Source organism: Micromonospora sp. NRRL B-16802, assembly GCF_001279555.1.
In the GTDB taxonomy this organism is placed as follows: domain Bacteria; phylum Actinomycetota; class Actinomycetes; order Mycobacteriales; family Micromonosporaceae; genus Micromonospora; species Micromonospora profundi.
Genome location: NZ_LGEB01000053.1, coordinates 14,894 through 40,935, shown reverse-complemented (window position 1 = coordinate 40,935; position 26,042 = coordinate 14,894). Strand labels below are relative to the sequence as shown.

The window sequence follows — 26,042 nt, the reverse complement described above, 5'->3', positions numbered from 1 at the left end:
CACTGAGCTGAGGAGGCCCCTCCCCGACACCGAGGTGTCGGGAAGGGGCCTCGGATGGATCAGAGCTGGCGACCCGGAGCGAGCCGCGTGACGTCGTCACCCAGTCGCCCGGCACCCTTTACGGGCTTGCCCTTGTTCGCCTTGACCCCGGCGTTGCTGGCCGGCGTTCCGCCCAGCCGCACCGTCATGGCATCGGCGTCGCGGACCAGCACGTCCCGGATCTCCGCCTCGGTCACCAACTTGGTGTCCGCGGCGAGCTTCCGGAAGGCGTCAAGCTCCTTGAGCGCCTTGTTGTCGTTGCCGGCCGCCTCAGCCTTGCGGACGGCGTCGAGCTTCTTCGTCAGATCCTTGTGGGCCTTGGCCGAGAGCCGCCCCGTCGCCTTGAACCGGTCCAGCAGGTTCTGCATGTCCCGGAACGAGGTGGTGACGAAGAACCGGACCGCTGAGGTGGTCTTGTTGCCCGCCTTGTCGGTCGCGGTGACGGTCAGCTCGTGCAGGCCGAGCGGCAGCTCGTACATGGCCTGCAAGGTGCCGCTGGCGTACGCCTTGCCGTCCAGCGTGCCGACCACGGACGCGATGCCCGAGGTCGGGTCGACGGCCTGCCAGGACACCCGTACGTCCTGGCTGTCCCCGTAGAGCTGACCGTCGGCGATGCCGGACACCAGCAGCGTCGGCTTGGTGCCGTCGATGCGCAGCACCGCCGACTTCAGCGTCTCGGCGTTGCCAGCCTTGTCGGTCGAGCGGAACAGCAGCTCGTGCTGCCCGTCACCGGTCACCTCGATCGGCTCCGAGTACGGCGTCCACGCGCCACCGTCGAGCGACCACTCCACCGACTTGACCCCGGAACCGGCGTCGGTCGAGGTCAGCACGACCGGGATGGTCCCGTTGTGCCAGCCTTCGTCGTTCGCCGGAGCGAACGTCGCCGAGGTCACCGGTGCCGTGGCGTCGATCTTGACCGCAACGGTCTTGGCCGACTCCACGTTGCCCGCCTGGTCCGTCGAGCGGAACCGCAGCTCGTGCTCGCCGTCACCGCTTACCGTCACCGGCTCGGTGTAGGGCGTCCACGCGGTGGCACCGTCCAGCTGGTACGACGTACCGGCCAGGCCGCTGCCACCGGCCTCGTCGGCGGCGGTCAGCGTGACCGTCACCGGGCCGGTGTACCACCCCTCGGTGGGAGTGCCCGACACCGCCGCCGTCGTCACCGGGGCGGTCTCGTCGACCGCCCTGGTGCTGAGCCGGAAGTAGTCGAACGAGGCCGTCTTCGACGCCGTCTGGTTGGCGCCGAGGGTGAACAGACCGACCTTCGGGGTGGCCCCGACCGCGCTGTTCGTCAACGACTCCAACGCCGTCCAGGTCGTCCCGTCGGCCGAGTACGACGCCGTGAACGTGTCGCCGCTGCGGGCCAGCCGCAGGTGCCACACGGCATCGGTCAGGTTGCCCGCCTCCGGCTGCGGGTTCTGGACCGTCCCACCGATCTCGCTGCGGAACTCGATCCGCCGCGTCACCGCCTGGCCGGCCTGGTTGTCCGCGATGAAGTCGAACTTCAGGTAGTTGTCGTCGTCCGCCTGCACGATCAGACCGGCCTGCTGGTACTGCTCGTTCAGCAGGCTGCCGTCGACCTTCGTCTCCAGGGTCCAGTCGCCCGAGGGCGCGGTCTGGAGGATGAAGTTCTTCGGCCCGGTGTTGTCGGTGCCGTAGATGTCACCGTTCGGCACGTCGATCCGCAGCGCGCCACCGGTCACCCGGTAACCCGCCGGGTCTTCCCGCAGGATCGCGTCCCAGCGGCACTTGTCCAGCGTGCTGCCGGTGAACTCGTCCGACGGGTCGACCGGCCCAGCCGGGGCGTCCGGCGTGACCTGGAACGAATCGAAGGCCGCGTCGACCACAGGTGCCTCGGTGCCACCGTTGAGCGCGAAGACCCCGATCCGCGGGTTGGTGATCCCGGCCAGGTCGGCCGACCGGCCGACCGGGGTGAACGTCTGCCCGTCAGCCGAGGCGGCGGCGGTCAGGTTCGTCCCGTCACTGGTGATCCGCAGGTACACGGTGTCACCCGCCGGCGCTGCGGCGCTGTCGGCAGACTCGTTGCGAGGCGTGCCGGCCGTCTCCCGGATGAACTCCACCCGACGGCTGCCGTTGTAGAGCAGGTCCACCTTGGCGTAGTTGTCGTCGTCGCCGTAGACCAGCAGGCCGGCCTGCTGGTAGTTGGCAGTCACCGGCAAGGTGACCTTGGTGGTCATCTCCCAGGCACCGGTCGGCGCCGCCTGGAGCACCAGGTTCGTGGCGTCGTTGCGGGCGCCGTAGAGGTCGCCCACGCCGGTCGGCAGCCGCAGCGCGCCGCCGCTGACCGAGTAGAGCTGGTTCTCCCGGACCACGGTCCAGCGGTCCTTGTCGAGGCTGGTGCCGTTGAAGTCGTCCGAACGCGCCCCGAAGCAGGACGTGTCCGGAGCGTCCACCCGCACCGGCACCGTGGCGTAGGACTTGGCACCCTTGCTGTCGGTCACCGTGAGGGTGGCCGTGAACGTGCCAGGGCTGGTGTAGGTGTGGCTGGCGTCCAGGGTGGACGCCGATCCGCCGTCACCGAAGTCCCAGGCGTACGTCAGCGGGGTGTCGCCCTCGGCATCGGTCGCCGTGCCGTCGAAGGCGACGGTGACCGGCGCGGTGCCGGTCGCCGGGGTGGCGGTGGCGGTGACCACCGGCGGCGCGTTCTCGGTGACGCCGCGCCCGACGAAGTCCATCCAGTTGACGTTGAACAGCGAGCCCGTCCCGCCGTTCGGGTCGCGGGCAAGGAAGAACAGCGAGCCGCTCGCGGCACCGGTGACCGGCGCGCTCACGTCCGTGTACGTCTGCCACGCGCCGGTCGCCGGCACTGTGGCAGTGGCGACCACCGGTCCGTCGACAGCGCCCGCACGGACCTCGATCCGACCGCCAGCGGCGGCCGACGCGGCCCGGAACCGGATTTCGCTGATGTTCGTCAGGTCCGCCGGGGCCACCGACCACCAGTCGCCGTCCTCGATGAACCCGATGTTCTGACCGCCACCGGCGGTGTCGGAGCCGGTCTCCCGCTGCACGCCGGCGTCTCCGCCGCCCGTGCTCACCGGCGCGCGGCCGGTCGCGGTGAAGTACTCGGCCTGCTTGCGCTTCGGCTGGAGGATCTCGATCGCCCGGCCGGTGAGCGCGCCGGAGCCGCCGTTGCCGCCCTTGTCGGTGTAGGTGGCCTCGAAGACCGCGAAGACGTTCGCCTCGGCGCCGTGCCCGGAGGCGAGCGACGTCTGGACGGTGCCGGTGCAGCCGGTGTGCTGCTCCAACGGGTGGGCGTGCTCGTCGTGACCGAGCAGCACCTGCAACTGCACCTCGTCGCAGTCGATCTGCCCGTCCTCCGGGTCCGTGACCTTGATCGTGTAGCGGACCTGGTCACCCCAGTCGAAGAAGCCGCCGTCCGGCGGGAACTCGATGGTCACCGTCGGAGCGGTGTTGCCCACGGTGACCGGCACGTTGGCCACCGCGGTACGGCCCTTCGGGTTGGTCACTGTGAGCTGGGCGGTGTAGTCGCCAGCCGTCGCGTACGTGTGCGTCGGGTTCGCCTCGGTGGAGGTCTGCCCGTCGCCGAAGGCCCAGGCGTAGGTGAGCGTGCCGCCGTCCGGGTCGCGGGACCCGGCGCTGGAGAAGGTGACGGTCAGCGGTGCCGGACCCGAGGTCGGGGTGGCCGACGCCGCCGCGATGGGTGCGCGGTCCCCGGCGGTGTAGTCGATCCGGTAGACGCCGGAGTTGTCGTTGTTGCCACCGAAACCGCTGCCCCACTCGATCAGGTACAGCGCGCCGTCCGGACCGAACTCGAAGTCCATCGGCCGGATCATGCTCATGCCGGTGAGCAACTGGTTGATGTCCACCAACGACTTGCCGTCGGCGCTCATCTGCATCGTGTACATCTTGTTCTGGTTCCACTCGCCGAGCAGCGCCTTGCCGTCGTAGTACGCCGGCCACTTCCGCGTCGAGTTGAGGTCCGCGTCGTACCGGTAGACCGGGCCGCCCATCGGGGCGCCGCCGCCGCCGATCTCCGGGTACCGCGAGTCACCGGCGTAGCCGTAGTCGACGGTGGCCGGAACGACAGGCGGGAGGTTGGTCAGGCCTGTGTTGTTCGGCGAGTTGTTCACCGGCGCCGCGCAGTCGAACTTCGCTCCGCTCGGGCCGGACGGGAACGTGTAGTCGTTGTACGCCTCGTTCGTACCCGTGCAGTACGGCCAGCCGTAGTTGCCGGGGGTGACGACGTTCCACTCGACCAGACCACGGGGGCCACGGTTCGGGTTGTCCGCGTTGGCGTCCGGCCCGTAGTCCGCCACGTACAGCGTGTTGGTCTTGGGGTCGGTGCCGATCCGGAACGGGTTGCGGAAGCCCATCGCGTAGATCTCCGGGCGGGTCTTCTCGGTGCCCGGTGCGAAGAGGTTGCCGGCCGGGATGGTGTACGTCCCGTCGTCCTCCGGGTGGATCCGGATCACCTTGCCGCGCAGGTCGTTGGTGTTGCCGGAGGTGCGCTGCGCGTCGTAGTCCTGACGGCCCGGCCGCTCGTCGATAGGCGTGTACGCGCTCGACTCGAACGGGTTGGTGTTGTCACCGGTGGCCAGGTACAGGTTGCCGTCACCGTCGAAGGTCATGCTGCCGCCCGCGTGGCAGCAGGTGTTGCGCTGCGTGTCGACCCGCAGCACCTGCTTCTCGCTGGCCGGGTTGATGGTGTCGCCGGTCACAGTGAACCGGGACAGCAGGTTGCGGGTGACGTTGTCGTTCGGGGCGTAGTAGAGATACACCCAGTTGTTTGTGGCGAAGTCCGGGTCGAGCCGGATGCCGATCAGGCCGTCCTCGTTGCCGGTGAAGACGTCGAGGTCGATGGCGGTGACGGTGTTGCCGGTGTCCGGCTTGATGATCTGGACCCGACCGTCGCGCTCGATGTAGAAGACCCGCCCGTCCGGGGCGATGTCCAGCTCCATCGGGTTGCTGGTGTTGCTGTCGAGCGTGATCTTCTCGAAGTTGGAGGTCTTCGAGGCGCCGCAGTCGGCGTCGACGACGCCGGCAGCCGTCTGGATGCCACCGAGCAGGTGGCTGAGGAACTCCGGCTCGGCGAACGACTCACGCGTGTGCCCGCCCCCGGTGTACCAGGAACGGCCGCCGTCGAAGTCCTGACACCAGGCCGTCGGGTGGTCGGCGCCCATCGCGCCGGCGCCCGGGTTGTAGCTCTTCTCGTCCAGGCTGGCCAGCACGTGCACGTCCGGCCGGGGGTTGGTCTGGAAGTTGTACCACTCGTCGAAGCGGGACCAGCGGTCCGGCAGCTCCGCGGTGGACGGGTGGGCGTGGTCCTCCACCTTGACGGTGGCCTGCTGGTTCGCCGGGTGGTTGGCGAAGTACGCGCCGACCAGGTCGCCGTACCAGGCCCAGCTGTACTCGGTGTCCGAGGCGGCGTGGATGCCGACGTATCCGCCGCCGGCCTGCACGTACCGCTCGAACGCCGCCTGCTGTTCGGCGTTGAGGACGTCGCCGGTGGTGGAGAGCCAGATCACCGCCTTGTACTTGGCGAGGTTGGCGTCGTTGAACGCCGCGCCGTCCTCAGTGGTGTCCACCGTGAACCCGTTCGTCGCGCCGAGCTGCTGGATGGCGGCGACGCCGGTGGGGATGGAGTCGTGCCGGAATCCGGCGGTCTTGGAGAAGACCAGGACCGAGAAGGGATCGGCGGCGGCGGCCTTCGGTGCCTTCGGCACCACCTGGCTGACGGGTGTGACTGCCTGCGCGTCGTTCGGGGGGACCTGCGCGGGGGCCTTGGCTGCCTGTGCGGGCAGGGAGAACAGAGTCGTCGAGACGAGGGCCAGGGAGAGCAGGGTTGCGGTTAGTGGTACGCGGGCACGACGAGATCGTGACACGCCGCCTCCTATGTCGCGGTGGACAGGAATTGCGGGGGGCGGCTCGCCGAAGACCGTCCCAGATGGAGCCGGGTGGGGCACCGTGCCAGGGTGCCCGCGCCGGCATTTTTGTCGAATCGCTGAACAAATTAATTCCGTTGGATCTATGTCGGGCAAGATGCCGGCGGGTAACGGTTCTGCAACGGCGGGCGACATTCCTGGCAGGACCGGGATGAAGCGCCCGACGGATCCCGCCATCTGAGCCGGGGCATCCCGCCCTTGGCACGTCCACAGAACTGTCGTACGGTGATGTGCAAGTAACCCACGGGAGCCCGGTGTACCGGGCTGAGAGGGGGGCTGAAGCCCCCGACCGTCGAACCTGATCCGGGTAATGCCGGCGCAGGGAGGAGAGTTGCCGTGCCGTCCCTCGGTCGACTGCATCTGATCACCGACACCCGCCCCGGGCAGGACCCCCTCACAGTGGTCCACGCCGCCCTCACCGCGGCCCGCGCCGACCTGGTCGTCCAGGTGCGCGTGGAGGACTCCGCCACCGACCGTGAGGCGTACGACCTGGCCCGCCGGGTCCTCGCGCTCTGCGCGCCGTACCAGGCGACGTGCCTGGTGAACGACCGCCTGCACGTGGCGCTCGCGGTGGGAGCCGCCGGTGGTCACGTCGGTGCCGACGACCTGCCGGTCGCCGCCGGACGCCGGGTGCTCGGCCCCACAGGCGTGCTGGGCGCCACCGCCCGGGCACCGGAAACAGCGACCGCGGCCATCGCGGCGGGCGCCGACTACCTGGGCGTCGGCCCGTGCCACGCCACCACCACCAAGACCGGGCTGCCGGACCCGATCGGCCCCGCAGGGGTACGCGCCGTCGTCGACGCCGTCGACGTACCCGTCATCGCGATCGGCGGGGTGACCGCCGCCCGGGTGCCGGCACTGCGGGACGCCGGGGCGTACGGGGTGGCTGTCGTCGGCGCGGTCTCCGCAGCCGCCGATCCCGCTCAGGCCACCGCCGAGCTGCTGCGGGCGCTGACGTGCTGACCGGCCGGTCCCCGTCAACGGAATCCGTCGAGCGGGCCCGGCCGGACGTGGCGGTGATCGGCGCCGGGCCGATCGGGTTGGCGATCGCCTGGCGGTGCGCCGTGCGCGGCCTGCGGGTGGCGCTGCACGACCCGGCACCCGGGTCGGGCGCATCCGCGGTGGCCGCCGGGATGCTCGCCCCGGTCTCCGAGGCGTACTTCGGCGAGCGGCAGCTCACCGACCTGCTGGTGGCCTCCGCCGCCCGCTGGCCCGCGTTCGCCGCCGAGCTGACCGAGGCGACAGGCGCCGACCTCGGCTATCGGACCGACGGCACACTGCTTGTCGGGTTGACCGGCGACGACCTGGCCGAGGCACGCCGGCTGTGGGCGTACCAACAGGGGTTGGGGTTGCCGGTGACAGCGCTGCGCCCCACCGAGCTGCGTCACCACGAGCCGGCGCTCGCGCCACGGGTGCGCGGCGGCGCGCTCGCGCCCACCGACCACCAGGTCGACCCACGGATGCTGGTGCCGGCGCTGCGGACGGCCGCGCAGCGGGCCGGCGTGGCCCTCGTGCCGCGCGCCGTCGACAGTCTGTCCGACGTGGACGCCGACCTCGTCGTGGTCGCCGCCGGCTGCGGCTCCGCCGCACTCACCGGCCTGCCCGTGCGGCCGGTGAAGGGCCAGATCCTCCGGCTACGCGCGCCCGGCGGCGTCGCGCCGGGCTTCCGGCACGTGATCCGGGGGTACGCCGACGGGGAGCCCGTCTACCTGGTGCCCCGCACCGACGGTGAGGTGGTGCTCGGCGCGACAGTCGAGGAGCGCTCCGACACGGGCGTCACCGCCGGTGCCGTGCAGCGGCTGCTGCGCGCCGGGGTCGACCTGCTGCCCGAGCTGGCCGAGTACGACCTCGTCGAGGCCGTCGCCGGCCTGCGCCCCGGCACCCCTGACAACGCGCCGATCCTCGGGCCGCTGCCCGGACGGCCCGACGTGCTCGCCGCCACCGGTCACCACCGGCACGGCATCGTGCTCACCCCGATCACCGCCGACCTGATCGCCGACCTGGTGGTCACCGGTGTGCCCGACCCGCTGCTCGCGCCCTTCGGAGCGGACCGGTTCGACACCCCGGACCGCCGAGGACGCGTTGCCGGCGGGGTGCGCGTTCCCGCCGGAGCGGTCGGTGTGGGCGCGGTGGGCGGATTCGAACCGACGATGGAGGAGGACCGGTGGAGTTGACGGTGAACGGGGCCGGCCGCAGCGTGGCCGGCGGTACGTCGGTGGCCGACCTCGTCGGCGACATCGCCGGGCAGCACCGCGGGGTGGCGGTGGCTGTCAACGGCGAGGTGGTGCCCCGGACCGGCTGGCCGGCGACGGAGCTGCGCGACGGCGACCGCGTCGAGGTGCTCACCGCCGCGCAGGGCGGGTGAGCGGCGTGCCGTTCGAACTGGGCGGGGTCACGTTCACCTCGCGGTTGATCCTCGGCACCGGCGGCGCCGCGAACCTGCACGTGCTGGAGCAGGCGATCCGGGCCTCCGGCACCGAGCTGGTCACAGTGGCGTTGCGCCGCGTGGACACCGCACCGGGCACCGCCGGTGGGCTGCTGGACCTGTTGGAGCGGTGCGACGTACGCCTGCTGCCGAACACCGCCGGCTGCTACACCGCTACCGAGGCGGTGAAGGTGGCCCGGCTGGCCCGGGACGCTTTCGACACCGACTGGATCAAGCTTGAGGTGATCGGCGACGAGCGGACCCTGTTGCCCGACGGGGTGGAGTTGCTCCGCGCCGCCGAGGAACTCGTCGCCGACGGCTTCACAGTGCTGCCGTACACGAGCGACGACCCGGTGCTCGCCCGCCGGCTCGCCGACGTGGGCTGCGCCGCAGTGATGCCCGCCGGCTCGCCGATCGGGTCCGGGCTCGGCATCGGAAACCCGCACCACATCCGGCTGATCCGGCAGAGCGTGGACGTGCCCGTCATCCTCGACGCCGGCATCGGCACCGCGTCCGACGCGGCCCTGGCCATGGAGCTGGGCTGCGACGGTGTCCTGCTGGCCAGCGCTGTCACCCGGGCCGCCGACCCGGTGGCGATGGCGACGGCGATGCGGTACGCGGTCGAGGCGGGCCGCCTTGCCGCCGGAGCGGGCCGGATAGCCCGCCGCCTGCACGCCCTGCCCTCCACCTCGGACGAGGGAAGACCCGACCTGTGACCCCCCACCCGCTCGCCGCTGATCACCCACGTGTAGATCTTGGAAGCGAACTGCCCCTCAAGGGGCCGAATCCTTCCAAGATCTCGGCGGGGAGCCTGCCGTCGGGTGTCGTGCTGCTCACCGATCGGCTTGTCGCGTCGGGACCACTCGACCTTGTTGTCGCTCGGGCGGTGGCCGGGGGAGTGCGGTGGGTCGTCCTGCGGGAGAAGGACCTGCCTCGCGTCGAGCGCGTCGCCCTCGCCGGCGACCTGCGCGCGATCCTCGCCGACGTCGGCGGAACCCTCATCGTGGCCGGTCCCGACCCGCTCGACGGTGACGCCGTCCACCTGCCCGCCGCCGGCCCGTACCCGCCACCGACCCACACCCTCGTCGGCCGCTCCTGCCACGACTGTGCCGAACTGGCCCGGCTGACCACCGAGCACTACGCCACCGTCTCGCCCGTCCATCCGACCAGGACGAAGCCGGGCTACGGCCCGCCGCTCGGTATCGCAGGGCTGCGGGATCTGATCCAGGCCAGTCCCGTGCCCGTGTTGGCGCTGGGGGGAGTGGAGACCCCGGACCAGGTGGCCGCGTGCGTTCGGGCGGGAGCCGCCGGAGTGGCGGTGCTGGGCGCGCTCATGCGAGCAGATGACCCCACCGGAACAGCCGCGACCCTGACCAGGGCCTTCAACGAGGCGGTCACGCCAGGCCCGGTCCCCACGCGGCTCTCAACAGCGACCGAAGAGGCGAGATGACCCCGCGCACAGTCCTCACCATCGCCGGCTCCGACTCGGGCGGCGGCGCCGGCATCCAGGCCGACCTCAAGGTCTTCGCGGCGCTCGGCGCGTACGGCACAAGCGTCCTCACGGCGGTCACCGCGCAGAACACCCAGGGTGTCGACGCCGTACTGCCGCTGCCACCGCGCACGATCACCGAGCAGATGGACAGCGTGCTCGCCGACTTCACGGTGAGCGCTGTCAAGACGGGAATGCTCGGCACACCCGCCGTCGCCGACGCGGTGGCGCAGGCTGCCCGCGACGGCCGGTTGCCACAGCTCGTCGTCGATCCGGTGCTCGTCGCCACGAGTGGCCACCGGCTCGGCGTGGTGGAGGCGGTGGAGCGGCTGCTGCCGTACGCCAGGGTGGCGACGCCTAACTGCGCGGAGGCCGCGGCGATCACCGGACGCCCTGTGGACGACGTGGCCGCGATGGTCGTGGCGGCCGAGGCCCTCGCGGCCGGCGGCCCGGAACACGTCGTCGTCACCGGCGGCGACCTGGACGGCGACGAGGCGGTCGACGTGCTGTGCGGCGGTGGCGTCACCACAGTGCTGCGCGGGCCGCGGGTGGACACCCGGCACACCCACGGCACCGGGTGCTCGTTCTCGGCGGCGATCGCCGTGCGGCTCGCATTCGGCGATCCGGTGCCGGCGGCGGTCGGGACCGCAAAGGAGTACGTGCTCCGCGCGCTGACCGGCGGGCGGGGTTGGGAGCTGGGTGCTGGCCGCGGGCCGCTTGATCACTTCGGCTGGTCCGCTTGATCACACGGGAGGCTGTCATGCAGGCACGAGGCAAGGTGTACGTCGAAGGGGCACGCCCCGATGTCCGGGTGCCGTTCGCCGAGGTGACGCTTACCGGTGATCACCCGCCGGTGCGCCTCTACGACACGTCCGGCCCCGGTTCCGACCCGGAGGTGGGGCTTCCGCCGCTGCGCGGGCCGTGGATCGCCGAGCGCGGTGACGTGGCGCCGGTGCGGGGCGCGGGCACGCCGCTCGCCGGGGCGGACGGTCGCCGGCCCACCCAGCTCGCGTACGCGCGGGCCGGGGTGGTGACGCCGGAGATGGAGTTCGTGGCGATCCGGGAGAACGTCGACGCGGAACTGGTCCGCGCCGAGATCGCCGCAGGCCGGGCGGTGCTGCCGCTGAACGTCAACCACCCGGAGTGCGAGCCGGCGATCATCGGCAAGGCGTTCCTGGTGAAGGTGAACGCCAACATCGGCACCTCGGCGGTCAGCTCGTCGGTGGCCGAGGAGGTGGAGAAGCTCACCTGGGCCACCCGCTGGGGCGCGGACACAGTGATGGACCTGTCCACCGGCAAGCGGATCCACGAGACCCGCGAGGCGATCGTGCGGAACTCGCCGGTGCCGATCGGCACTGTTCCGATCTACCAGGCGCTGGAGAAGGTCGGCGGCGACCCGGTGAAGCTGAGCTGGGAGGTCTTCCGTGAGACCGTCATCGAGCAGGCCGAGCAGGGCGTGGACTACATGACAGTGCACGCGGGCGTGCTGCTGCCGTACGTGCCGTTGGCCGTGGACCGGGTCACCGGGATCGTCTCCCGGGGCGGCTCGATCATGGCGGCGTGGTGCCTGGCCCACCACGAGGAGAACTTCCTCTACACGAACTTCGCCGAGCTGTGCCAGATCCTGGCGCGCTACGACGTGACGTTCTCCCTCGGTGACGGGTTGCGCCCGGGCTCGATCGCCGACGCCAACGACGAGGCGCAGTTCGCCGAGCTGCGTACCCTCGGCGAGCTGACGACCGTCGCCTGGGAACGCGACGTACAGGTGATGATCGAGGGTCCGGGGCACGTACCCATGCACAAGATCAAGGAGAACGTGGATCTCCAGCAGGAGTGGTGCCACGAGGCGCCGTTCTACACGCTCGGCCCGCTGACCACTGACATCGCGCCCGCGTACGACCACATCACCTCGGCCATCGGCGCCGCCATGATCGGCATGTTCGGCACCGCGATGCTCTGCTACGTCACCCCGAAGGAGCACCTCGGTCTGCCCGACCGGGACGACGTCAAGGCCGGCGTGATCGCGTACAAGATCGCGGCCCACGCGGCGGACCTGGCCAAGGGCCACCCGGGCGCGCAGGCGTGGGACGACGCGCTGTCGAAGGCGCGGTTCGAGTTCCGCTGGGAGGACCAGTTCAACCTCTCACTGGACCCGGAGACGGCGCGCTCGTACCACGACGCGACGCTGCCCGCCGAGCCGGCGAAGACGGCGCACTTCTGCTCAATGTGCGGCCCGAAGTTCTGCTCCATGAAGATCACCCAGGAACTCAAGGAGTACGCGGCACGCGGCATGAAGGACAAGTCGGAGGAGTTCGTCTCCGGCGGTGGGCGGGTGTACCTCCCATTGGCCTGATCGGCTCAGTCGCGGTGGTGGCGGCCGGTGGAGCGCAGGGAGCGCCGGCCGTCCTCCTGCTCCGGGTCGTTGTCCGCGACGGGCTTGCCGAGACCGGCGACCCAGTCGACAAACTCCTCGTCCTGCGTGGGCAGCGGGTCCGCCGCAGCCGTCCCGGGCCGCTTCTCCGCCTCGGCCCGGGACCGGCCGCGCCGGAACAGGCTGCCGAGCCGTTCGCGCCGGCTGGGCTGCTCCGCGTCGCCGTTGGACGTCCGGGCGTCGCCGATTGTCGGCCCGTCCGTGGTGCCGGGCTGCTCCGGCACCGCAGCGGCCGCGCCTGGTCCGGCCGAGGCTGTCGTCTCGAAGGCGGTGTCCCGGTCGGAGTCGTCAGTGACCCTTGCGGCCTGGCCGGGAGTCCGGGGGACTGCCGTCGAACCAGGCTGCGAATCCGCCGGGCCGGACTGTGAATCCGTCGGGCCGGTGCGGCGGGCCGTTTTGAAGGCGTCCCAGCTGCTGACCCGGCTCAGGTCCGGCAGCGGTGCCCGGTGCCGGGGCCGGGGCGTCCACCCGGTCGACTCCTCGGGGGTTCCCGACGTGCTTGGAGCAGGCGTTGCGGTGTCACCGACCTGATGTGACGTTGTCCACGCGGAGGTCACCGGCCAGGCCGGCGGAGCCGGCGTCCAGCGGTCGGCCTCCGGATCTGCGGCGGCCGGCGTGCCGAACAGCGAGCCGCCGGCAGCAGCTTCGGTCGCGGGCTGGTCGGCGCGGCCCACGTTGGACGCGTCGGCGATCGCGGGCTCGCTCGTCGGCCCGGCTGCGGCGTCCGGCTGCGCTGCCGTCCCTGTGGCGGAGGTGCCTGCGGTAGCACTGGTGGTGGAAACGGTCATGGCCCGCTGACCCTTCCGGCCGGTCGTGCTGGCCCGGCCCGCCTTGTCGTGGGTCGGCGTGGCCTGGCTCTCGCCGGCCGGGCGAGCGTCGGCCTCTTCGCCGGGGCGAGCGTTGCCTTCCTCGGCCAGGGCGTCGGCGCTGATGCTCTCGGTCACCTTGGCGGACCGGGCGGACCTGCGGGCGCGGCTGGCAGCCGGTGCCGCCGCGACAGCCGGTCCGTCCTGCGTGGCGCTCTCGGTGACGCCCGCCCCCGGCTCATCGGAAGCAGATGGGACATCGTCCGAGGCTCGGGAGCGGGACGCCCGCACGGTCGAGTCCGACGCGCTGCCGCCGGCCGGGCCAGCGGCGGCACTGCCGTCGGTGGCGTCGGGCGCTGCGGCCTTCGGGGTGCCGGACGTCGCGACCTCGGTGCCGGAAGCGGCGGCCTCGGTGGTGCTTGTCGCGGCGACCTTCGGCTTGCGGGTCCGACGCGGCTTGGGGGCCGGCCCGTCGCCCGCACTCCCGGTGGTCGCGCTCGCACCCGTCGCATCCGTGCCGGCTGTGCCCGCGCTCGTCGAGACCGCGCCCACGCCCGCCGTACCTGTGCCAGTGCCTGTTTCGGCACCTGCGCTGCCAGTGGTCCGGCCGCCTGTCAGCGCCCGGTCGCCGGTCGACTGGGCCGCGTCCCTCGTGGCCGTCGCCGGGCTGGCGGTGAGGCCGCCGCCATCGGCCATGCCGTCCACTGGGCCCGCGTCTCCAGTGCGGATCGTGTCTTCGATGCGGCCTGTGGCGCTGATACGGCCGGCCGGGACGCTGGACGTCGAGGTGGTGCCGGTCGAGCCGATGATCTCGGTGGTGGCCGTTCCGGCCGGCTCGGGGAGGTCGTCGCCTGCCGTACCGGTTGGTGGGGAAACCTCGGTCGACACGCCCGTCCGCTCCGGGTTGGTGGTGGCTGGCCCGTACTGACCGCTGGCCGTGGTCGTCGGCCAGTCCCAGTGGGCGGGGACGGTGCGTACGGCGGCGATGTCGTCGGTGACGCGCGGGCCCGGAGGGGCTCCGGCCAGCTCGGCGCCGACGGTGGTCGGGCCGGTGGGTGCTGTGGTGTCGCCGTCGCCTGCCGGATCTGCCGATGTCGCCGGCGTGGTGCCCGGCAGCGCCGGGCCGACGGCGAGCGGGCGCAGGATGTCGGTGGGCTCGATCGCCTGTCGACCGGTGGCGCTGCCGGCAGCGCTGGGCCAGCGCAACAGGGCGGCGGCAGCGGCTCCGAGCGCGCCGGCTAGGACCGCGATCAACGCGCCGTAGTAGGGGGTTGCCTGGTAGCGGTCCACGGCGTCGCCGGGGCCGGCGGTCAGGTAGGCGAACGCCACGAGGACCGGACCGGCCACCCCTGTCGCGCCGCTGACCAGCGGGACCTGGCCGCGAGAGCGAGCGAGAGCGGCTGTCGCCGCTCCCGCGAGCAGCGCCACGATGGGCAGCAGGAGGAGCGCCAGCCGTTGCGCTGCGGCGTCGTCCAGCCAGCTCGGTTCGAGTACGCCGAGTCGGACCGTTGGCAGCGGGCCGACAGTGCCGAGTGACGGCAGGACGGAGATCAGCGCCAGGAGCCAGACCGCACCGGCCACGGCCGCCATGTTCCAGCCCAGTTCGGGCCGGAGCAGGACGGCGATCGCCGCACCGGCTCCGATCACCGCGCCGAGCACGGCGCAGATGCCGACCGCCCAGACCGGGTCGACGGAGATCAGCTCGGCGGCCCGTGCGGGCTGCATGCAGAGCGGGGCGACCACCGTGGCGCCGAGGGCGGCGGCACCACCGGTGGCCAGTTGCCGGCCGGTGCTGGCTGCCGGGGCGTCCCGGCGGGCCAGGCGACCGGTCAGGACGGCGCCGGCAACTGCCGCGTTCGCGGCGAACCAGCCGACCCACACGAGCTGGGCCGGCCACTGGTTGACGGTCGTGCCGGTGAACGCGCCGGTGAGTCGGACGATGCCGAAGCCGTACGCGACGCCGAGCTGGCCCGCTCCGGCCAGCACGCTCACCCCGAGCGCCGTGAGCAGGAGCTTGCCCCAGGTCCGATAGGCCATGTCGGGCACGTTACGCACCCGGTACACCCGATCGCCACCGGCGCGCCGCGCGGCGCGCCGAGGCGCGCCACGGCGGGTCTACTTGAGTTCGACCAGCCGAGCCAGGTATGTCGTGTCCCCGACATTGGTGAGCATATGCACCGCTCCGGGGTCGCGGTAGACGACTCCGCCGGTGGGTTCGTCCGCGTCGATCCGGGTGCCGTCGATGGTCTGCACGATGTTCTTGGCGCCCTGGACGGCGATCACCAGGTAGGGGTGGTCGTGCCGGTGCAGGGGCTGCCGCTCGCCCGGTTCGAGCCGGATGTGCCACACCCGGACCCTGTCGTTCTCGTACACGATCTCCTGGCCCACCGGCCCGAGCTCGGTTGCGTCGATCGTTTCGCTCATCGTGCACCGTCCAGTTGCGGGAGCACCTCGGCGGCGATCAGCTCGAGGTGGTCGAGGTCAGAGAGGTCGGTCATGCGCAGGTGCACCCGGGTGGTGCCGATCTCGGCGAACTCACCGATCCGCTGCACGAGCTGTGCGGGCGAGCCGACCACCGGGTCCTCCGGCGGCAGCGCGCTCTTCTCGTGCAGTGGCGCGGCCCGCCGCTGTGCCTCCGCGTCGGTACGCCCGATGGCCACCACGATCCCTGCCGACAGCACCAGCGGCGGACGCCCCGACTCGGCACGGGCGGTACGAGCGCACGCCTCGCGTACGCGGTCGTACGCGCCGGAGGTCTCCGCCACGGACTTGAAGGGCATGTTGAACTCGGTCGCGTAGCGGGCGGCCAGGTCGGGGGTGCGCTTGGGGCCGCGTCCGCCCACGATGATCGGCGGGCCGGGCACCTGCACGGGCTTGGGCAGGGCGGGCGCGTCGACCAGCTGGTAGTGGTCGCCGGTGAAGCTGTACGTCTCGCCCAGCGGGGTGGACCACAGGCCGGTGAGCACCTCAAGCTGCTCGGCAAGCCGGTCGAAGCGCTCGCCGACGGCCGGGAACGGGATGCCGTACGAGGTGTGTTCGCGGGCGTACCAGCCGGCGCCGATGCCCAGCTCGATCCGGCCACCGCTCATCTGGTCGACCTGCGCGACCATCACCGCCAGCGGGCCGGGCAGGCGGAACGTCGCCGACGTCACAAGGGTGCCGAGGCGGATCCGCTCGGTCTCGCGGGCCAGCGCGGCGAGGGTCAGCCAGGCGTCCGTGGGGCCGGGCAGACCCGGGTCGTCGCCCATCGCCTGGTAGTGGTCGGCGCGGAGGAAACCCTCGTAGCCGGCGGCCTCGACGAGGCGGGCGAACCGCAGTTGGTCGTCGTAGCTGGCGCCCCGGTGCGGCTCGGTGAACACCGACACCCGCATTGTCATCGTCCTTCCGCGCCGGCTGCGGCCGGCTGGTCGCGTTCCATCAACAGTTCGTGCAGGTCTGCGCTGACCTGGGCCACGTCGGCGAGGTGGGCGTTGCGGCCCAGGGTGCGGGGTCGGGGGATGTTCACCTCGACGATCTTGCGGATCCGTCCGGGGCGAGGGCTCAGCACGACCACCCGGTCGGCGAGCAGGACCGCTTCGTCGATCGAGTGGGTGACGAAGACGATCGTGGGCTTGTTCTCCATGTGCACGCGCTGGAGCTCTCCGGAGAGTTCCTCGCGGGTGAGCGCGTCAAGCGCCGAGAACGGCTCGTCCATCAGCATCACCCGGGGGTCGCCGATCAGCGACCGGCACAGCGACACCCGCTGCTGCATGCCGCCGGAAAGCTCGTGCGGCAGCCGCTTCTCGAACCCGGCCAGCCCGGCCACGTCGAGCAGTTGCTGGGCCCGCTCGCGGTGCTTGGCGCGGCTCCAGCCGAAGATCTCCACCGGCAGCAGGACGTTGTCGAGCACTGAGCGCCAGGGCAGCAGGGCTGGCTTCTGGAACAGCATGGCGATGTCGCGGCGGGGCCTGGTGATCGGCGTACCGGCCACTGTGATCTCGCCGGCGGTCAGCGGGAGCAGCCCGGCGATCAGCCGCAGCAGCGTGGACTTGCCGCAGCCGGAGCGCCCGAGGATGGCGACGAACTCACCCTCGGCGACGTCGAGGTCGATGCCGCGCAGCGCCTCCACACGGCCGGACCGGCCCTCGAAGGTACGCGACACCCCGGACAGTCGGATCATCTCCGGCGGACCTCCGCTGAGTGGACGGTCAGGAATCCGACAAAGGCTAGCGGTCGCGTCTTGGTATCGCACCGTCCGGGGTGGTCGTCATGTTGTTTCCGTTCCGCAACCCGATATGCCTGGCGTCGCAACTGTGGGTTTCTCGTACGCTGTGCCCGCGAAGAGTCCCCTCACGATGGCGGTGCCCGGCTTCTACCCCTCCTGCCGGTTCCGTCGCGACAACCCCTCCGTGGCCTGCGGCCCCGGTCGGAAAGGACATGGTGCTACTGATGAGAAGGCTGACCCGTACGGTCGCTACGGCCGCGTTGGCCACTGCCCTCGCCCTCGTCTCCGCCTGCAGTAGCGGGTCGGACTCGTCGGACGACGCCAAGGGCGGCAACGGCGGGACGCTGGAGAAGGTGACCTACCTCACCTCCTTCGGCAACTTCGGCCGCGACTCCTACGCCTGGGTGGCGAAGGAGAAGGGCTTCTTCAAGGACGCCGGGTTCGACGTCGAGATCAAGGCTGGTCAGGGCACCGGCGGCGTGATCCAGACCGTCGTCGGCGGCCAGGCCGACTTCGGGCCGATCGACCTCACCGGCGGTCTGCTCCAGCTCGGCAACGGGCAGGCGAAGGACTTCGTGGCGGTGGCCGCGATCCAGCAGCGCACGATGGCCGCCATCGCCACCGTCGAGGGCAAGAACATCAACTCTCCGAAGGACCTCGAGGGCAAGAAGCTTGCCGACACGCCCGGCTCGGTGGTCCGCAACCTGTTCCCGACGTACGCCCGGCTCGCCGGTGTGGACGTCAACAAGGTGACCTGGGTCAACGGTGAGGCGCAGGCGCTGATCGGCACGCTTGCCAACGGTTCGGTGGACGGCATCGGCCAGTTCGTCGTCGGCCAGCCGACCATCGAGGCGGTGTCCAAGAAGAAGGCCGTCATGCTGCCGTACAGCAACGTGATGCAGGACCTCTACGGCAACGTGCTGATCACCTCCTCGAAGATCGCCAAGGAGAAGCCCGACATGGTGAAGCGCTTCACCGCGGCGCTGCTCAAGGGCCTGGAGTACAGCCTGGCGAACTCCAAGGAGGCCGGCGAGATCCTGAAGAAGAACGTCGACGCCGCCAACCCGGCCGCCGCCGCCGCGGAGCTGGACCTGATGGCCGCCTACGTCCGCTCGGGCAACTCCGGCACCGCGATCGGCACGCTGGACAGCGGCCGCGTCGCGAAGAGCATCGCGATCCTGCAGGGCGCCGGCGCGCTCAAGCAGAACATCACCCCCGAGCAGATCATCGACTTCAGCCTCGCGCCGAAGGCCTGATCGTTCGGTCGTCACCAGGGGGTACGTCGCGCCGGCTTCGGTGCGACGTACCCCCGTCGCTCGTCGGCCCCACGGGCCTTCGAATATCGAGGAGGAAAGATGGCCGACGTCCGGTCAGCGGAGCCGGCGGTGACGGCGGCCCCATCCCCGGGCACCGGGCCGGTGGCTGGGTCGACGGGTCGGGGCTCCGGCCTACGTGCCGGGACCGGAGCGGCGTTGCTGCCCGTGGCCGGCCTCCTGATCGCCCTGGCGGTGTGGTGGCTGATCGCCCGGCTGGAGCTGGTGCACCCGGCCGCGCTGCCGCCGCCGGGGGACGTGCTCACCGCGTTCGTCGACAAGCCCGCCCAGATGCTGGAGCACACCTGGGCCACGTTGCTGGAGATCCTGATCGGCTTCGCCCTCTCGGCGGTGGCCGGTGTCCTGATCGGACTCTCCCTGGCCAGCTCCCGCACCGTGGAGCAGATGTTCACGCCGCTGCTTGTCGCGGTGAACGCCGTACCCAAGATCACGTTGGGTCCGCTGCTTGTGGTGGCGCTCGGGTGGGGTCAGAAGCCGATCCTGACCATGGTGTTCCTGCTCTGCTTCTTTCCGATCGTGCTCTCCACGGCGACCGGGCTGACCACCACGCCTGCCGACCTGGCCGAGCTGGTCCGCTCCTGGAACGCCTCCCGCTGGCAGGCGTTCCGCAAGGTACGGTTCCCGGCCGCGCTGCCGCAGATCTTCGTCGGGCTCAAGGTGGCAATGCCGCTGGCCGCGATCGGCGCGGTGATCGGTGAGTTCCAGGCCGGCGAGGACGGCCTGGGCTACGTGATCCTCCAGTACGCGGGTGTCGGCGACACCGCCACGGCCTGGGCGGCGATCATGCTGGTGGCGCTGGTGAGCATCCTGCTCTACTCGGCGCTGCTGCTCGTCGAGCGGATCGCCCTGCCCTGGGTCCGCGAAACAACAAGCAGCCACTGACGCGGACGCAAGATCAATATCTGATAACGCGAAGGGCCGGCCCCAACCAGGGGGCCGGCCCTTCCGTTCGACCGCTGCCGCGCAAGCAGGTGTGGCCTACCGTGCCCGGCGCAGGGATCAAGCCTGACCGCCCGGAGCCGGGCACGGTAGGCCACACCCCACCCGGCACACGACGAGAGCAAAGCCGGACGACAAGAACCAAGGAGGCCCGAAGCGCCTACCCCGCCAACCGCCAGCGGCCGTTGCGGGCGACAAGCGTGGTGAGCGCCTGCGGCATCAGGCCGGAGTGGTTGTCGGGCGTCATCCTGATGGGGCCGGACAGGCCGTCCATCTGGGACGTCTCCAGCACGTCACGGATGCCGTCGCGGTCGACCTGGCCGATCGGGCCGCCGGCACGCTGTTCGGCGTCAGCGATGAGCTGGATCGCGTCGGCGGCGAAGGACGAGGATCCGTTGTATCCGCCGAAGCGCGCCGTGTAGTCCTGGAACCACTGGCGTCGGGCCGCCTTCGCCGGTGTGGTGGCGATCACGTCGTCGATCACCATGGTCTGGGTGAAGATCAACGTGGCTCGTTCGGTGGCCCGGGCCGCCGCGCCGAGGAAGAGGTCGCCGGCCGCTGCGGCGTCGAAGAAGAGCGCCCCCCGGAAGCCGACCTGCTGGGCGCTGGTGGCGGTGAGGGCTGCCTGCTCCGGCGGCGTCCAGACGATCAGGGCGTCGGGCTTGAGCCGGTTGAGCTTGCCGACCTGCTGGCCGACCTCCGTGTCGGTGGTCTTCACCGACTCCTCACCGGCGGCCTTGATGTTGGCCTTTGTCAGTTCGCGGCGCAGCGCGACCACGCCCTCCCGGCCGTAATCGTCGTCGCTGTAGAGCAGGCCGACCTTGCGGATGTTCTTGCGGCGCAGTTCGGAGGTGAGCGCGGCGGCGCTGTCGGCGGCGTTCGGGCCGAGCTTGAACACGTAACGTCGCTGGGCGACCGGGCTGGCGATCGCCCCGGAAGCGGCTAGCGCAATGGTGGGAATCCGCTTCTCGTTGATGACGCCGACCGCGCCGACAGCGCATTCGTTGCAGCCACCCATGATGATGGCGCTGACCCGGGAATCGCTGCTGAAGTCGGCGATGTTGCGCAGTGACTCGGCGGCGTCGGAACGGTTGTCCTTCACCTTCAGCTCGATCTTCCGGTCATTCAGTGCTCCGGAGGAGTTCAACTGGTCTCTCTTGAGTTCCAGTGCGCGCTGGTATGCCCGGCCGACGGGTGCGGCGGCGCCGGACAGTTCGAGGTCGGCGGCGATCACGATCGGACTCGTGTCCCGCTCCGCTCCGCCGAACTGGCAGCCGGTGAGCGTGGTGGCCACTACGGCCGATGCGAGCGCCGCGATGGTCGCGGAGCGGATGGGGCTCAACTCAGTCCTCCAGGTGCGGGCGCGGGCGCTGCCCGGTCACCGCCGCTAATCCGTCCTCAGTGGAGGACGGGATCTCCTCTGCCGTACGGTGTGTGCGCGAAGCGTGCAAAACCTTGCCAATGGCTGGCGCTGTGGTCAAGCGCGGACCCCGGTCGCATTTTCGGGACGGCCATCCCACATGCTGGGGTAGCGCAATGTTTGCAAAAGCTCACTTTGCATACACGCGTGACCACTCTGGAGTTACATGCCCTGTTCAGGGGCTTGCGGAAATGAAGGTATCAGTTGACCGGATCACGGGTTCCGCGCCGTCCGACCCTTTCCTACCGCCCTGCGGCTTCCCAAACAGGATCTTCTCTGATGAAATCGCGGCCGTGCCGCGCGTGGTCCCCTCCGCTTACGGCATGGTTCGGCGGGTCAAGCGGGGAAGAAACGACGGAGGCGATGTCGTGAGCACCGGACCGACGACCCTGCCCGCGCCCGGCGACGCCGCTGGGCGTACGCGCCGGAGGCTGCCGAGACTGCGGGACGCCCGGATCCGGTCCAAACTGGCGCTGATCCTGGTCGTTCCGGTGGCCGCGGTGATCGCGCTGGCCACCGTCCGGCTCATCTCGGTGGGCGAGGGCGCCTTCGACGCCACCCGGGCGCGGTCGCTCACCGCGCTCTCCATCGACGTCAGCGCGCTGACCCAGGACCTCCACGCCGAGCGGATGGCCGCAGCCGCCTACCTGGCCGCTCCGCAGCAGCCGGCCGACGCCTACAACCTGCGGGTGCGGCAGACGCAGCAGCGGGCGGACGAGTACCGCGCCGAGCGCGCCCGGATCGGCGAGGTGCCGGCGGCGCTGCAGGGCCGGCTCAAGGCCATCGACGACCACCTGTCCACATTGGACGGCACCCGCCAGGAGGTGTTGGACCGCCGGCAGATGGCGGTCGCCGAGGCGGTGCTGCGCTACGGCGTCATCCTCACCGACCTGGTCGCCTACGGTGACGGGCTGGCTCAGCTGCCCGGCGACGAAGGCCTCTCGGACAGCCGCCGGGCGGTCGCCGCGTTTGCCCGCGCCAAGGCGGCCGTCGCCGAGGAGGAGGCGGTCGCCTTCTCGGCGCTTACCGCCGGCCAGCTCGACCCGGAGCAGTTCTCGTCCTTCGTGGCAACGTTGACCAGCCAGCAGGAGGCCCTTGTCGCCTTCTCGCTCGCCGCCGACCCCACGCAGCGGGCCCTTGTCAACAACACCGTCTCCGGTGACGCGGTCGGCCTGGCCGATCGGGTGGCGAGCGACATCACCCGCTCGGTCGGGCAGCGCCCACTGGTGAGCGCCCAGGACGCCACCGCCGCCATCGGCGCCGTGAACGACCTGATGCGCTGGGCCGAGATCCAACTTCAGGACCGACTGCTCGCGCAGGCCGACGAGGCGCGTGCGGCAGTCATCCGGCAGGCAGTGGTCGAGTCGATCCTGGTGCTGCTCACCCTCATCATCGCCGTCTCGCTGGCCGTGGTGCTGGCCCGCTCGCTCAACCACTCGCTGCGCCGCCTCCGCGAAGGTGCGCTCTCGGTGGCCAACCACGACCTGCCCGACGCCGTGCAGCGCCTGCAGAACATGGGCAGCGTCGGTGACGGCGGGGTGGAGGAGATCGTCCGGCAGGTCCGGGACCCCATCCAGCTCAACACCCGTGACGAGGTCGGCCAGGTGGCGTTGGCCTTCAACGTCGTCCACCGTGAGGCGGTACGGGTCGCGGCCGAGCAGGCAGCGCTGCGTACCAGCGTCTCGGCGATGTTCCTCAACCTGGCCCGCCGCAGTCAGACCCTCGTCGACCGGATGATCGGCGAGCTGGACGCGATCGAGCGCGGCGAGGAGGACCCGAAGCGGCTGGCGCAGCTCTTCGAGCTGGACCACCTGGCCACCCGAATGCGCCGCAACGACGAGAACCTGCTGGTCCTGGCCGGCGCGGACTCCGCCGTACCGCGCCGCGACGACGCGCTTGTCGTGGACGTCCTGCGCGCCGCCCAGTCCGAGGTGGAGCTGTACAACCGCATCGAGTTCGGCACCGTCGACACCGACATCTCGGTGGCCGCGCACGCCGTCAACGACGTGGTACGGCTCGTCGCCGAACTGCTCGACAACGCCACCCGGTTCTCGCCGCCGAACACCACTGTCGTCGCCGACGGTCGCCGCATCCGCGACTATGTGCTGATCCAGATCGAGGACCGTGGTCTCGGCCTCAGTGACGAGCAGCTCGAATCGCTCAACCGGCGGTTGGCCGCGCCACCGAGCGTGGACGTCGCCGCGTTCCGCCTGATGGGTCTCGCCGTGGTGAGCCGGCTCGCCGCCCGCTACAGCATCCGGGTGGAGCTGCGCCGCAACGTCGAGGGCGGCACCGTCGCCCAGGTGACCCTGCCCGCCGCAACAGTGGTGCTGCCCACCAACCGGGGCCGCGATCAGGTGCTCACCCGGCCGCGCCAGCCGATGGCAGTCGAGCAGACGCCGCTCACCCCTGTGGGCCACGCCGAGTCGTACGCCGGAGCCACCACCTCGGCCCCGACGTTGCCCGACCAGTGGCGGACCAGCGCGCCGGCACCGGCACAGTGGCAGTCTCCGCTCGACACGCGGGACACCACTCCTGCCGTGCAGGCCGGTGGCTACGCCGGAGCACGCCCGACGGCACCGCCCGCAGCACCGCCCGCCGCCCCGCTTCCGCCGGCCCGGCCCGCGTACAGCAATGGCGCGGGCGCCTCGATGGGCAGCCCGACAGTGGCGTACCCGACCATCGCCCCGCTGCCCCGGCGCAGCGCGACGGCCGACCCCGCCGACGGTCGGAACGCGCCGGTGCTGCCGGTCGGACCGGTTGCCGGCCCCGGTGCCGTCGCGCCGCCCGCCGCCCCACCAGCTCCGCCGGTCGCGCCGCCGACGCCACCCGCCCCGGTGACCAACCGGCCCGACTTCCCGGCCGAGGCACCGATCTTCCGGGAGATGGAGGCGGTCTGGTTCCGGTCACACGGGGACGACGCCACCGCGATCTTCACCCGGCCGCAGTTCGACACGCCGCCGGCACCCGCCGACGCCAGCCTGGCCAACGCCGGGATGCGTGCGAGCACCGCAGGCCAGTCGGCCGCCGCGTCCGCGCCGACGGTGACACCGGCCCGGCCGCCGCTGCCGACGCGTACCCCGGGTAGCTCCGGCGACGGCACCGGAACGGTAGGCGGGGGGAGCATGGACGGGTTCGGCAGCGGAAGCAACAGCGGCCGCGACGCCGCGCCGTCGACGCCACCACCGTCGTACACGCCGCCGCCGGCCGCCCGGCCGGTGCCGGCAGCGGCCACCCCTCCGCCCCCGCCCCCCGCCCCCGACCCGGACGCCTGGCGGACCGCGGCGGACGAGGGTTGGTCCCGCGCCAGCCGGGCCGCCGAGCCGGCGCCGGCGGGCACCACCCGCTCGGGTCTGCCCAAGCGGGTGCCGCAGGCGCAGCTCGTGCCGGGCGGCATCGAACCCAAGGGCGGCCGGGACCGCAGCCGGCGGACCCCCGATGAAGTACGCGGCCTGCTGTCGGCCTACCACCGCGGCGTGCAGCGCGGCCGGTCGGCCGGCACGGACCTGAACAGCACCTCGACCAAGGAGAGCCGATGAACAGGCCAGCTGCCATGCAGGACATGGGTTGGCTGCTCACCAACTTCGCCGACAGCGTGGCGGGGATCGCCCACGTGGTGGCGGTGTCCGCCGACGGGCTGCTGCTCGCCTCCTCCCGGGACCTGCCGGGAGACCGGGCGGACCAGCTCGCCGCCATCACCTCCGGCGTGGTGAGCCTGACCGAGGGCGCGGCGCGGATGTTCAGCGCGGGCGGGGTGTTGCAGACCGTCATCGAGATGGACAGCGGCTACCTGTTCCTCATGTCGATCAGCGACGGCTCGTCGATGGCCGTGCTCGCGGCGCGCAGTTGCGACGTGGGCCAGGTGGGCTACGAGATGGCGCTGCTGGTGGAGCGGGTGGGTGCCGCGCTGGTGCCGCTGCCGCGAGACGCGGTGCGCTCGTAGCGCCGATACCGGACGCGGACCGCGTGCCGGAACAGGGATGGGAGGCGGTGTGCGCCGACTCCGCGACGACGAGGAGGTGATCGGGGATGGACCAACGACGCGCTGACCCGCGCGGCGCTCTGGTACGTCCGTACGCGGTCACCCGTGGTCGTACCGAGCCCCGGCAGGACATCGCCCTCGAGGCGGTCCTCACGGCCTCTCCCACCCAGGTTGCCGAGTCCCGCTTCGCGGGGCACGACAAGCACCGCATCGCCACGGTCTGCGAGGGCCGGGCGCAGTCGCTGGCGGAGATCGCCGCGTACACCCGGATGCCGCTCGGCGTCGCCCGGGTGCTGGTCGCCGACATGGTGGCCGAGAGCCTGCTGACGTTACACACTGCTGCTCCCGCCGAGGGGTTCGAGGAGCGGATGGAACTGCTTGGAAGGGTGCTAAGTGGACTTCGCAGGCTATGACCCCGCTGGGGGGCGGCCGGGCCGGGGAATCGTCTCCGCGAAGATCGTTGTCGCGGGCGGGTTCGGCGTCGGTAAGACGACCCTTGTCGGTTCGATCTCCGAGATCCAACCGCTGACGACCGAGGCGGTGATGACCGCGGCCGGTGTCGGCATCGACGATCCGTCCAAGGTGCCGGGCAAGGAGACCACAACGGTCGCCATGGACTTCGGCCGTATCACGATGGCCCAGGACCTGATCCTGTACCTCTTCGGTACACCGGGTCAGACCCGCTTCTGGTTCATGTGGGACGAGATCATCCGGGGTGCGGTGGGTGCCGCGGTGCTCGTGGACACCCGGCGGATCACCGACGCGTTCGCCCCGCTCGACTACTTCGAGAACCGCAACCTGCCGTACGTGGTGGCGCTCAACCACTTCGACGGCGCTCCCCAGTACGAGCTGGACGAGGTCCGCGAGGCGTTGGCCATCTCGCCGCAGGTGCCGCTGGTGATGACCGACGCCCGGCACCGGGACTCGGTCAAGCAGGTGCTGGTGACCGTTGTCGAGCACGCCATGCTCCGGTTGCAGGCCGAGCACGGCCGCGGGTTCCCCACGCCGGTCGGCTGAGAAGTCCCGGCCGGCCGGCGTACACCGGCCGG

The 26,042-nt window shown here is 71.4% G+C and carries 19 protein-coding genes and 1 riboswitch; of the genes, 13 read left to right on the top strand and 6 right to left on the bottom strand.

Going from position 1 to position 26,042, the window contains the following annotated elements:
• Positions 1 to 59: 59 nt before the first annotated feature.
• Entirely contained in the window at positions 60 to 5,903 is a 5,844-nt protein-coding gene (locus tag ADK66_RS10435; RefSeq protein WP_053653908.1) for a ThuA domain-containing protein, read from the bottom strand.
• 293 nt (positions 5,904 to 6,196) lie between these two features.
• A riboswitch (TPP riboswitch) is annotated at positions 6,197 to 6,305 on the top strand.
• Between ADK66_RS10435 and thiE the strand changes: the two genes are divergently transcribed.
• From thiE to thiC, 7 genes are all read left to right on the top strand, one after another.
• Positions 6,300 to 6,926, top strand: a complete 627-nt coding sequence (thiE, locus tag ADK66_RS10430; protein ID WP_053653906.1) for a thiamine phosphate synthase — start codon at positions 6,300 to 6,302, stop codon at positions 6,924 to 6,926. It overlaps the preceding riboswitch by 6 nt.
• Positions 6,920 to 8,137 carry a glycine oxidase ThiO gene (gene thiO, locus ADK66_RS10425; RefSeq protein WP_053653904.1) on the top strand — a complete coding sequence of 406 codons (1,218 nt, stop codon included), beginning with the start codon at positions 6,920 to 6,922 and terminating at the stop codon, positions 8,135 to 8,137. The genes thiE and thiO overlap by 7 nt, the downstream gene beginning before the upstream one ends.
• Entirely contained in the window at positions 8,128 to 8,328 is a 201-nt protein-coding gene (thiS, locus tag ADK66_RS10420) for a sulfur carrier protein ThiS (protein WP_053653902.1), read from the top strand. The genes thiO and thiS overlap by 10 nt, the downstream gene beginning before the upstream one ends.
• The gene (locus ADK66_RS10415; RefSeq protein ID WP_053653900.1) at positions 8,325 to 9,104 is read left to right on the top strand and encodes a thiazole synthase; all 780 of its coding nucleotides are present in this window, start codon (positions 8,325 to 8,327) and stop codon (positions 9,102 to 9,104) included. The genes thiS and ADK66_RS10415 overlap by 4 nt, the downstream gene beginning before the upstream one ends.
• Positions 9,105 to 9,199: 95 nt before the next feature.
• Entirely contained in the window at positions 9,200 to 9,838 is a 639-nt protein-coding gene (locus ADK66_RS10410) for a thiamine phosphate synthase (protein WP_369814782.1), read from the top strand.
• Positions 9,835 to 10,620, top strand: a complete 786-nt coding sequence (gene thiD, locus ADK66_RS10405; RefSeq protein ID WP_053653898.1) for a bifunctional hydroxymethylpyrimidine kinase/phosphomethylpyrimidine kinase — start codon at positions 9,835 to 9,837, stop codon at positions 10,618 to 10,620. The genes ADK66_RS10410 and thiD overlap by 4 nt, the downstream gene beginning before the upstream one ends.
• 17 nt (positions 10,621 to 10,637) lie before the next feature.
• On the top strand, positions 10,638 to 12,230 hold the full coding sequence (gene thiC, locus ADK66_RS10400; protein ID WP_053654942.1) for a phosphomethylpyrimidine synthase ThiC: 1,593 nt from the start codon (positions 10,638 to 10,640) through the stop codon (positions 12,228 to 12,230).
• Positions 12,231 to 12,235: 5 nt separating this feature from the next.
• Here thiC and ADK66_RS10395 read toward each other — a convergent pair whose 3' ends face one another.
• From ADK66_RS10395 to ADK66_RS10380, 4 genes are all read right to left on the bottom strand, one after another.
• Positions 12,236 to 15,151 carry a hypothetical protein gene (locus tag ADK66_RS10395; RefSeq protein WP_157552391.1) on the bottom strand — a complete coding sequence of 972 codons (2,916 nt, stop codon included), beginning with the start codon at positions 15,149 to 15,151 and terminating at the stop codon, positions 12,236 to 12,238.
• Positions 15,152 to 15,229: 78 nt separating this feature from the next.
• Positions 15,230 to 15,538 (bottom strand): cupin, encoded by a 309-nt coding sequence (locus ADK66_RS10390; protein WP_053653894.1) that lies wholly within the window; start codon positions 15,536 to 15,538, stop codon positions 15,230 to 15,232.
• Entirely contained in the window at positions 15,535 to 16,485 is a 951-nt protein-coding gene (locus tag ADK66_RS10385) for an LLM class F420-dependent oxidoreductase (protein ID WP_053653892.1), read from the bottom strand. Before ADK66_RS10385 ends, ADK66_RS10390 begins: the two co-directional genes overlap by 4 nt.
• 2 nt (positions 16,486 to 16,487) lie before the next feature.
• Entirely contained in the window at positions 16,488 to 17,273 is a 786-nt protein-coding gene (locus ADK66_RS10380; protein ID WP_053653890.1) for an ABC transporter ATP-binding protein, read from the bottom strand.
• A 269-nt stretch (positions 17,274 to 17,542) separates the two neighbouring features.
• Between ADK66_RS10380 and ADK66_RS10375 the strand changes: the two genes are divergently transcribed.
• Positions 17,543 to 18,574: an ABC transporter substrate-binding protein gene (locus ADK66_RS10375; RefSeq protein WP_053654940.1), complete on the top strand. Its 1,032-nt coding sequence runs from the start codon at positions 17,543 to 17,545 to the stop codon at positions 18,572 to 18,574.
• A gap of 162 nt (positions 18,575 to 18,736) precedes the next feature.
• The gene (locus tag ADK66_RS10370) at positions 18,737 to 19,534 is read left to right on the top strand and encodes an ABC transporter permease (RefSeq protein WP_053654938.1); all 798 of its coding nucleotides are present in this window, start codon (positions 18,737 to 18,739) and stop codon (positions 19,532 to 19,534) included.
• 217 nt (positions 19,535 to 19,751) lie between these two features.
• On the opposite strand, the gene ADK66_RS10365 is transcribed toward ADK66_RS10370, so the two are convergent.
• Complete coding sequence (locus ADK66_RS10365; RefSeq protein ID WP_053653887.1) at positions 19,752 to 20,933, bottom strand: ABC transporter substrate-binding protein; 1,182 nt, start codon at positions 20,931 to 20,933, stop codon at positions 19,752 to 19,754.
• A gap of 446 nt (positions 20,934 to 21,379) precedes the next feature.
• On the opposite strand from ADK66_RS10365, the gene ADK66_RS10360 reads away from it, so the two are divergent.
• The 4 genes from ADK66_RS10360 (at position 21,380) to ADK66_RS10345 (ending at position 26,010) form a co-directional block, all read left to right on the top strand.
• Positions 21,380 to 24,550, top strand: a complete 3,171-nt coding sequence (locus tag ADK66_RS10360) for a nitrate- and nitrite sensing domain-containing protein (RefSeq protein WP_053653885.1) — start codon at positions 21,380 to 21,382, stop codon at positions 24,548 to 24,550.
• Entirely contained in the window at positions 24,547 to 24,954 is a 408-nt protein-coding gene (locus ADK66_RS10355) for a roadblock/LC7 domain-containing protein (protein WP_007465177.1), read from the top strand. Before ADK66_RS10360 ends, ADK66_RS10355 begins: the two co-directional genes overlap by 4 nt.
• A gap of 86 nt (positions 24,955 to 25,040) precedes the next feature.
• A complete protein-coding gene (locus ADK66_RS10350) occupies positions 25,041 to 25,406 on the top strand; it encodes a DUF742 domain-containing protein (RefSeq protein WP_007465174.1) in 366 nt (121 codons plus the stop codon).
• Positions 25,387 to 26,010: an ATP/GTP-binding protein gene (locus tag ADK66_RS10345; RefSeq protein WP_053653883.1), complete on the top strand. Its 624-nt coding sequence runs from the start codon at positions 25,387 to 25,389 to the stop codon at positions 26,008 to 26,010. The genes ADK66_RS10350 and ADK66_RS10345 overlap by 20 nt, the downstream gene beginning before the upstream one ends.
• The last annotated feature ends 32 nt before the right edge of the window (positions 26,011 to 26,042 follow it).

Excerpts from the sequence above, each read along its gene's own strand:
- thiD (WP_053653898.1), top strand. The coding sequence starts at position 9,835 with ATGACCCCGCGCACAGTCCTCACCATCGCCGGCTCCGACTCGGGCGGC.
- thiC (WP_053654942.1), top strand. The coding sequence starts at position 10,638 with ATGCAGGCACGAGGCAAGGTGTACGTCGAAGGGGCACGCCCCGATGTC.
- ADK66_RS10395 (WP_157552391.1), bottom strand. The coding sequence starts at position 15,151 with ATGGCCTATCGGACCTGGGGCAAGCTCCTGCTCACGGCGCTCGGGGTG.
- ADK66_RS10390 (WP_053653894.1), bottom strand. The coding sequence starts at position 15,538 with ATGAGCGAAACGATCGACGCAACCGAGCTCGGGCCGGTGGGCCAGGAG.
- ADK66_RS10385 (WP_053653892.1), bottom strand. The coding sequence starts at position 16,485 with ATGCGGGTGTCGGTGTTCACCGAGCCGCACCGGGGCGCCAGCTACGAC.
- ADK66_RS10380 (WP_053653890.1), bottom strand. The coding sequence starts at position 17,273 with ATGATCCGACTGTCCGGGGTGTCGCGTACCTTCGAGGGCCGGTCCGGC.
- ADK66_RS10375 (WP_053654940.1), top strand. The coding sequence starts at position 17,543 with ATGAGAAGGCTGACCCGTACGGTCGCTACGGCCGCGTTGGCCACTGCC.
- ADK66_RS10355 (WP_007465177.1), top strand. The coding sequence starts at position 24,547 with ATGAACAGGCCAGCTGCCATGCAGGACATGGGTTGGCTGCTCACCAAC.
- ADK66_RS10350 (WP_007465174.1), top strand. The coding sequence starts at position 25,041 with ATGGACCAACGACGCGCTGACCCGCGCGGCGCTCTGGTACGTCCGTAC.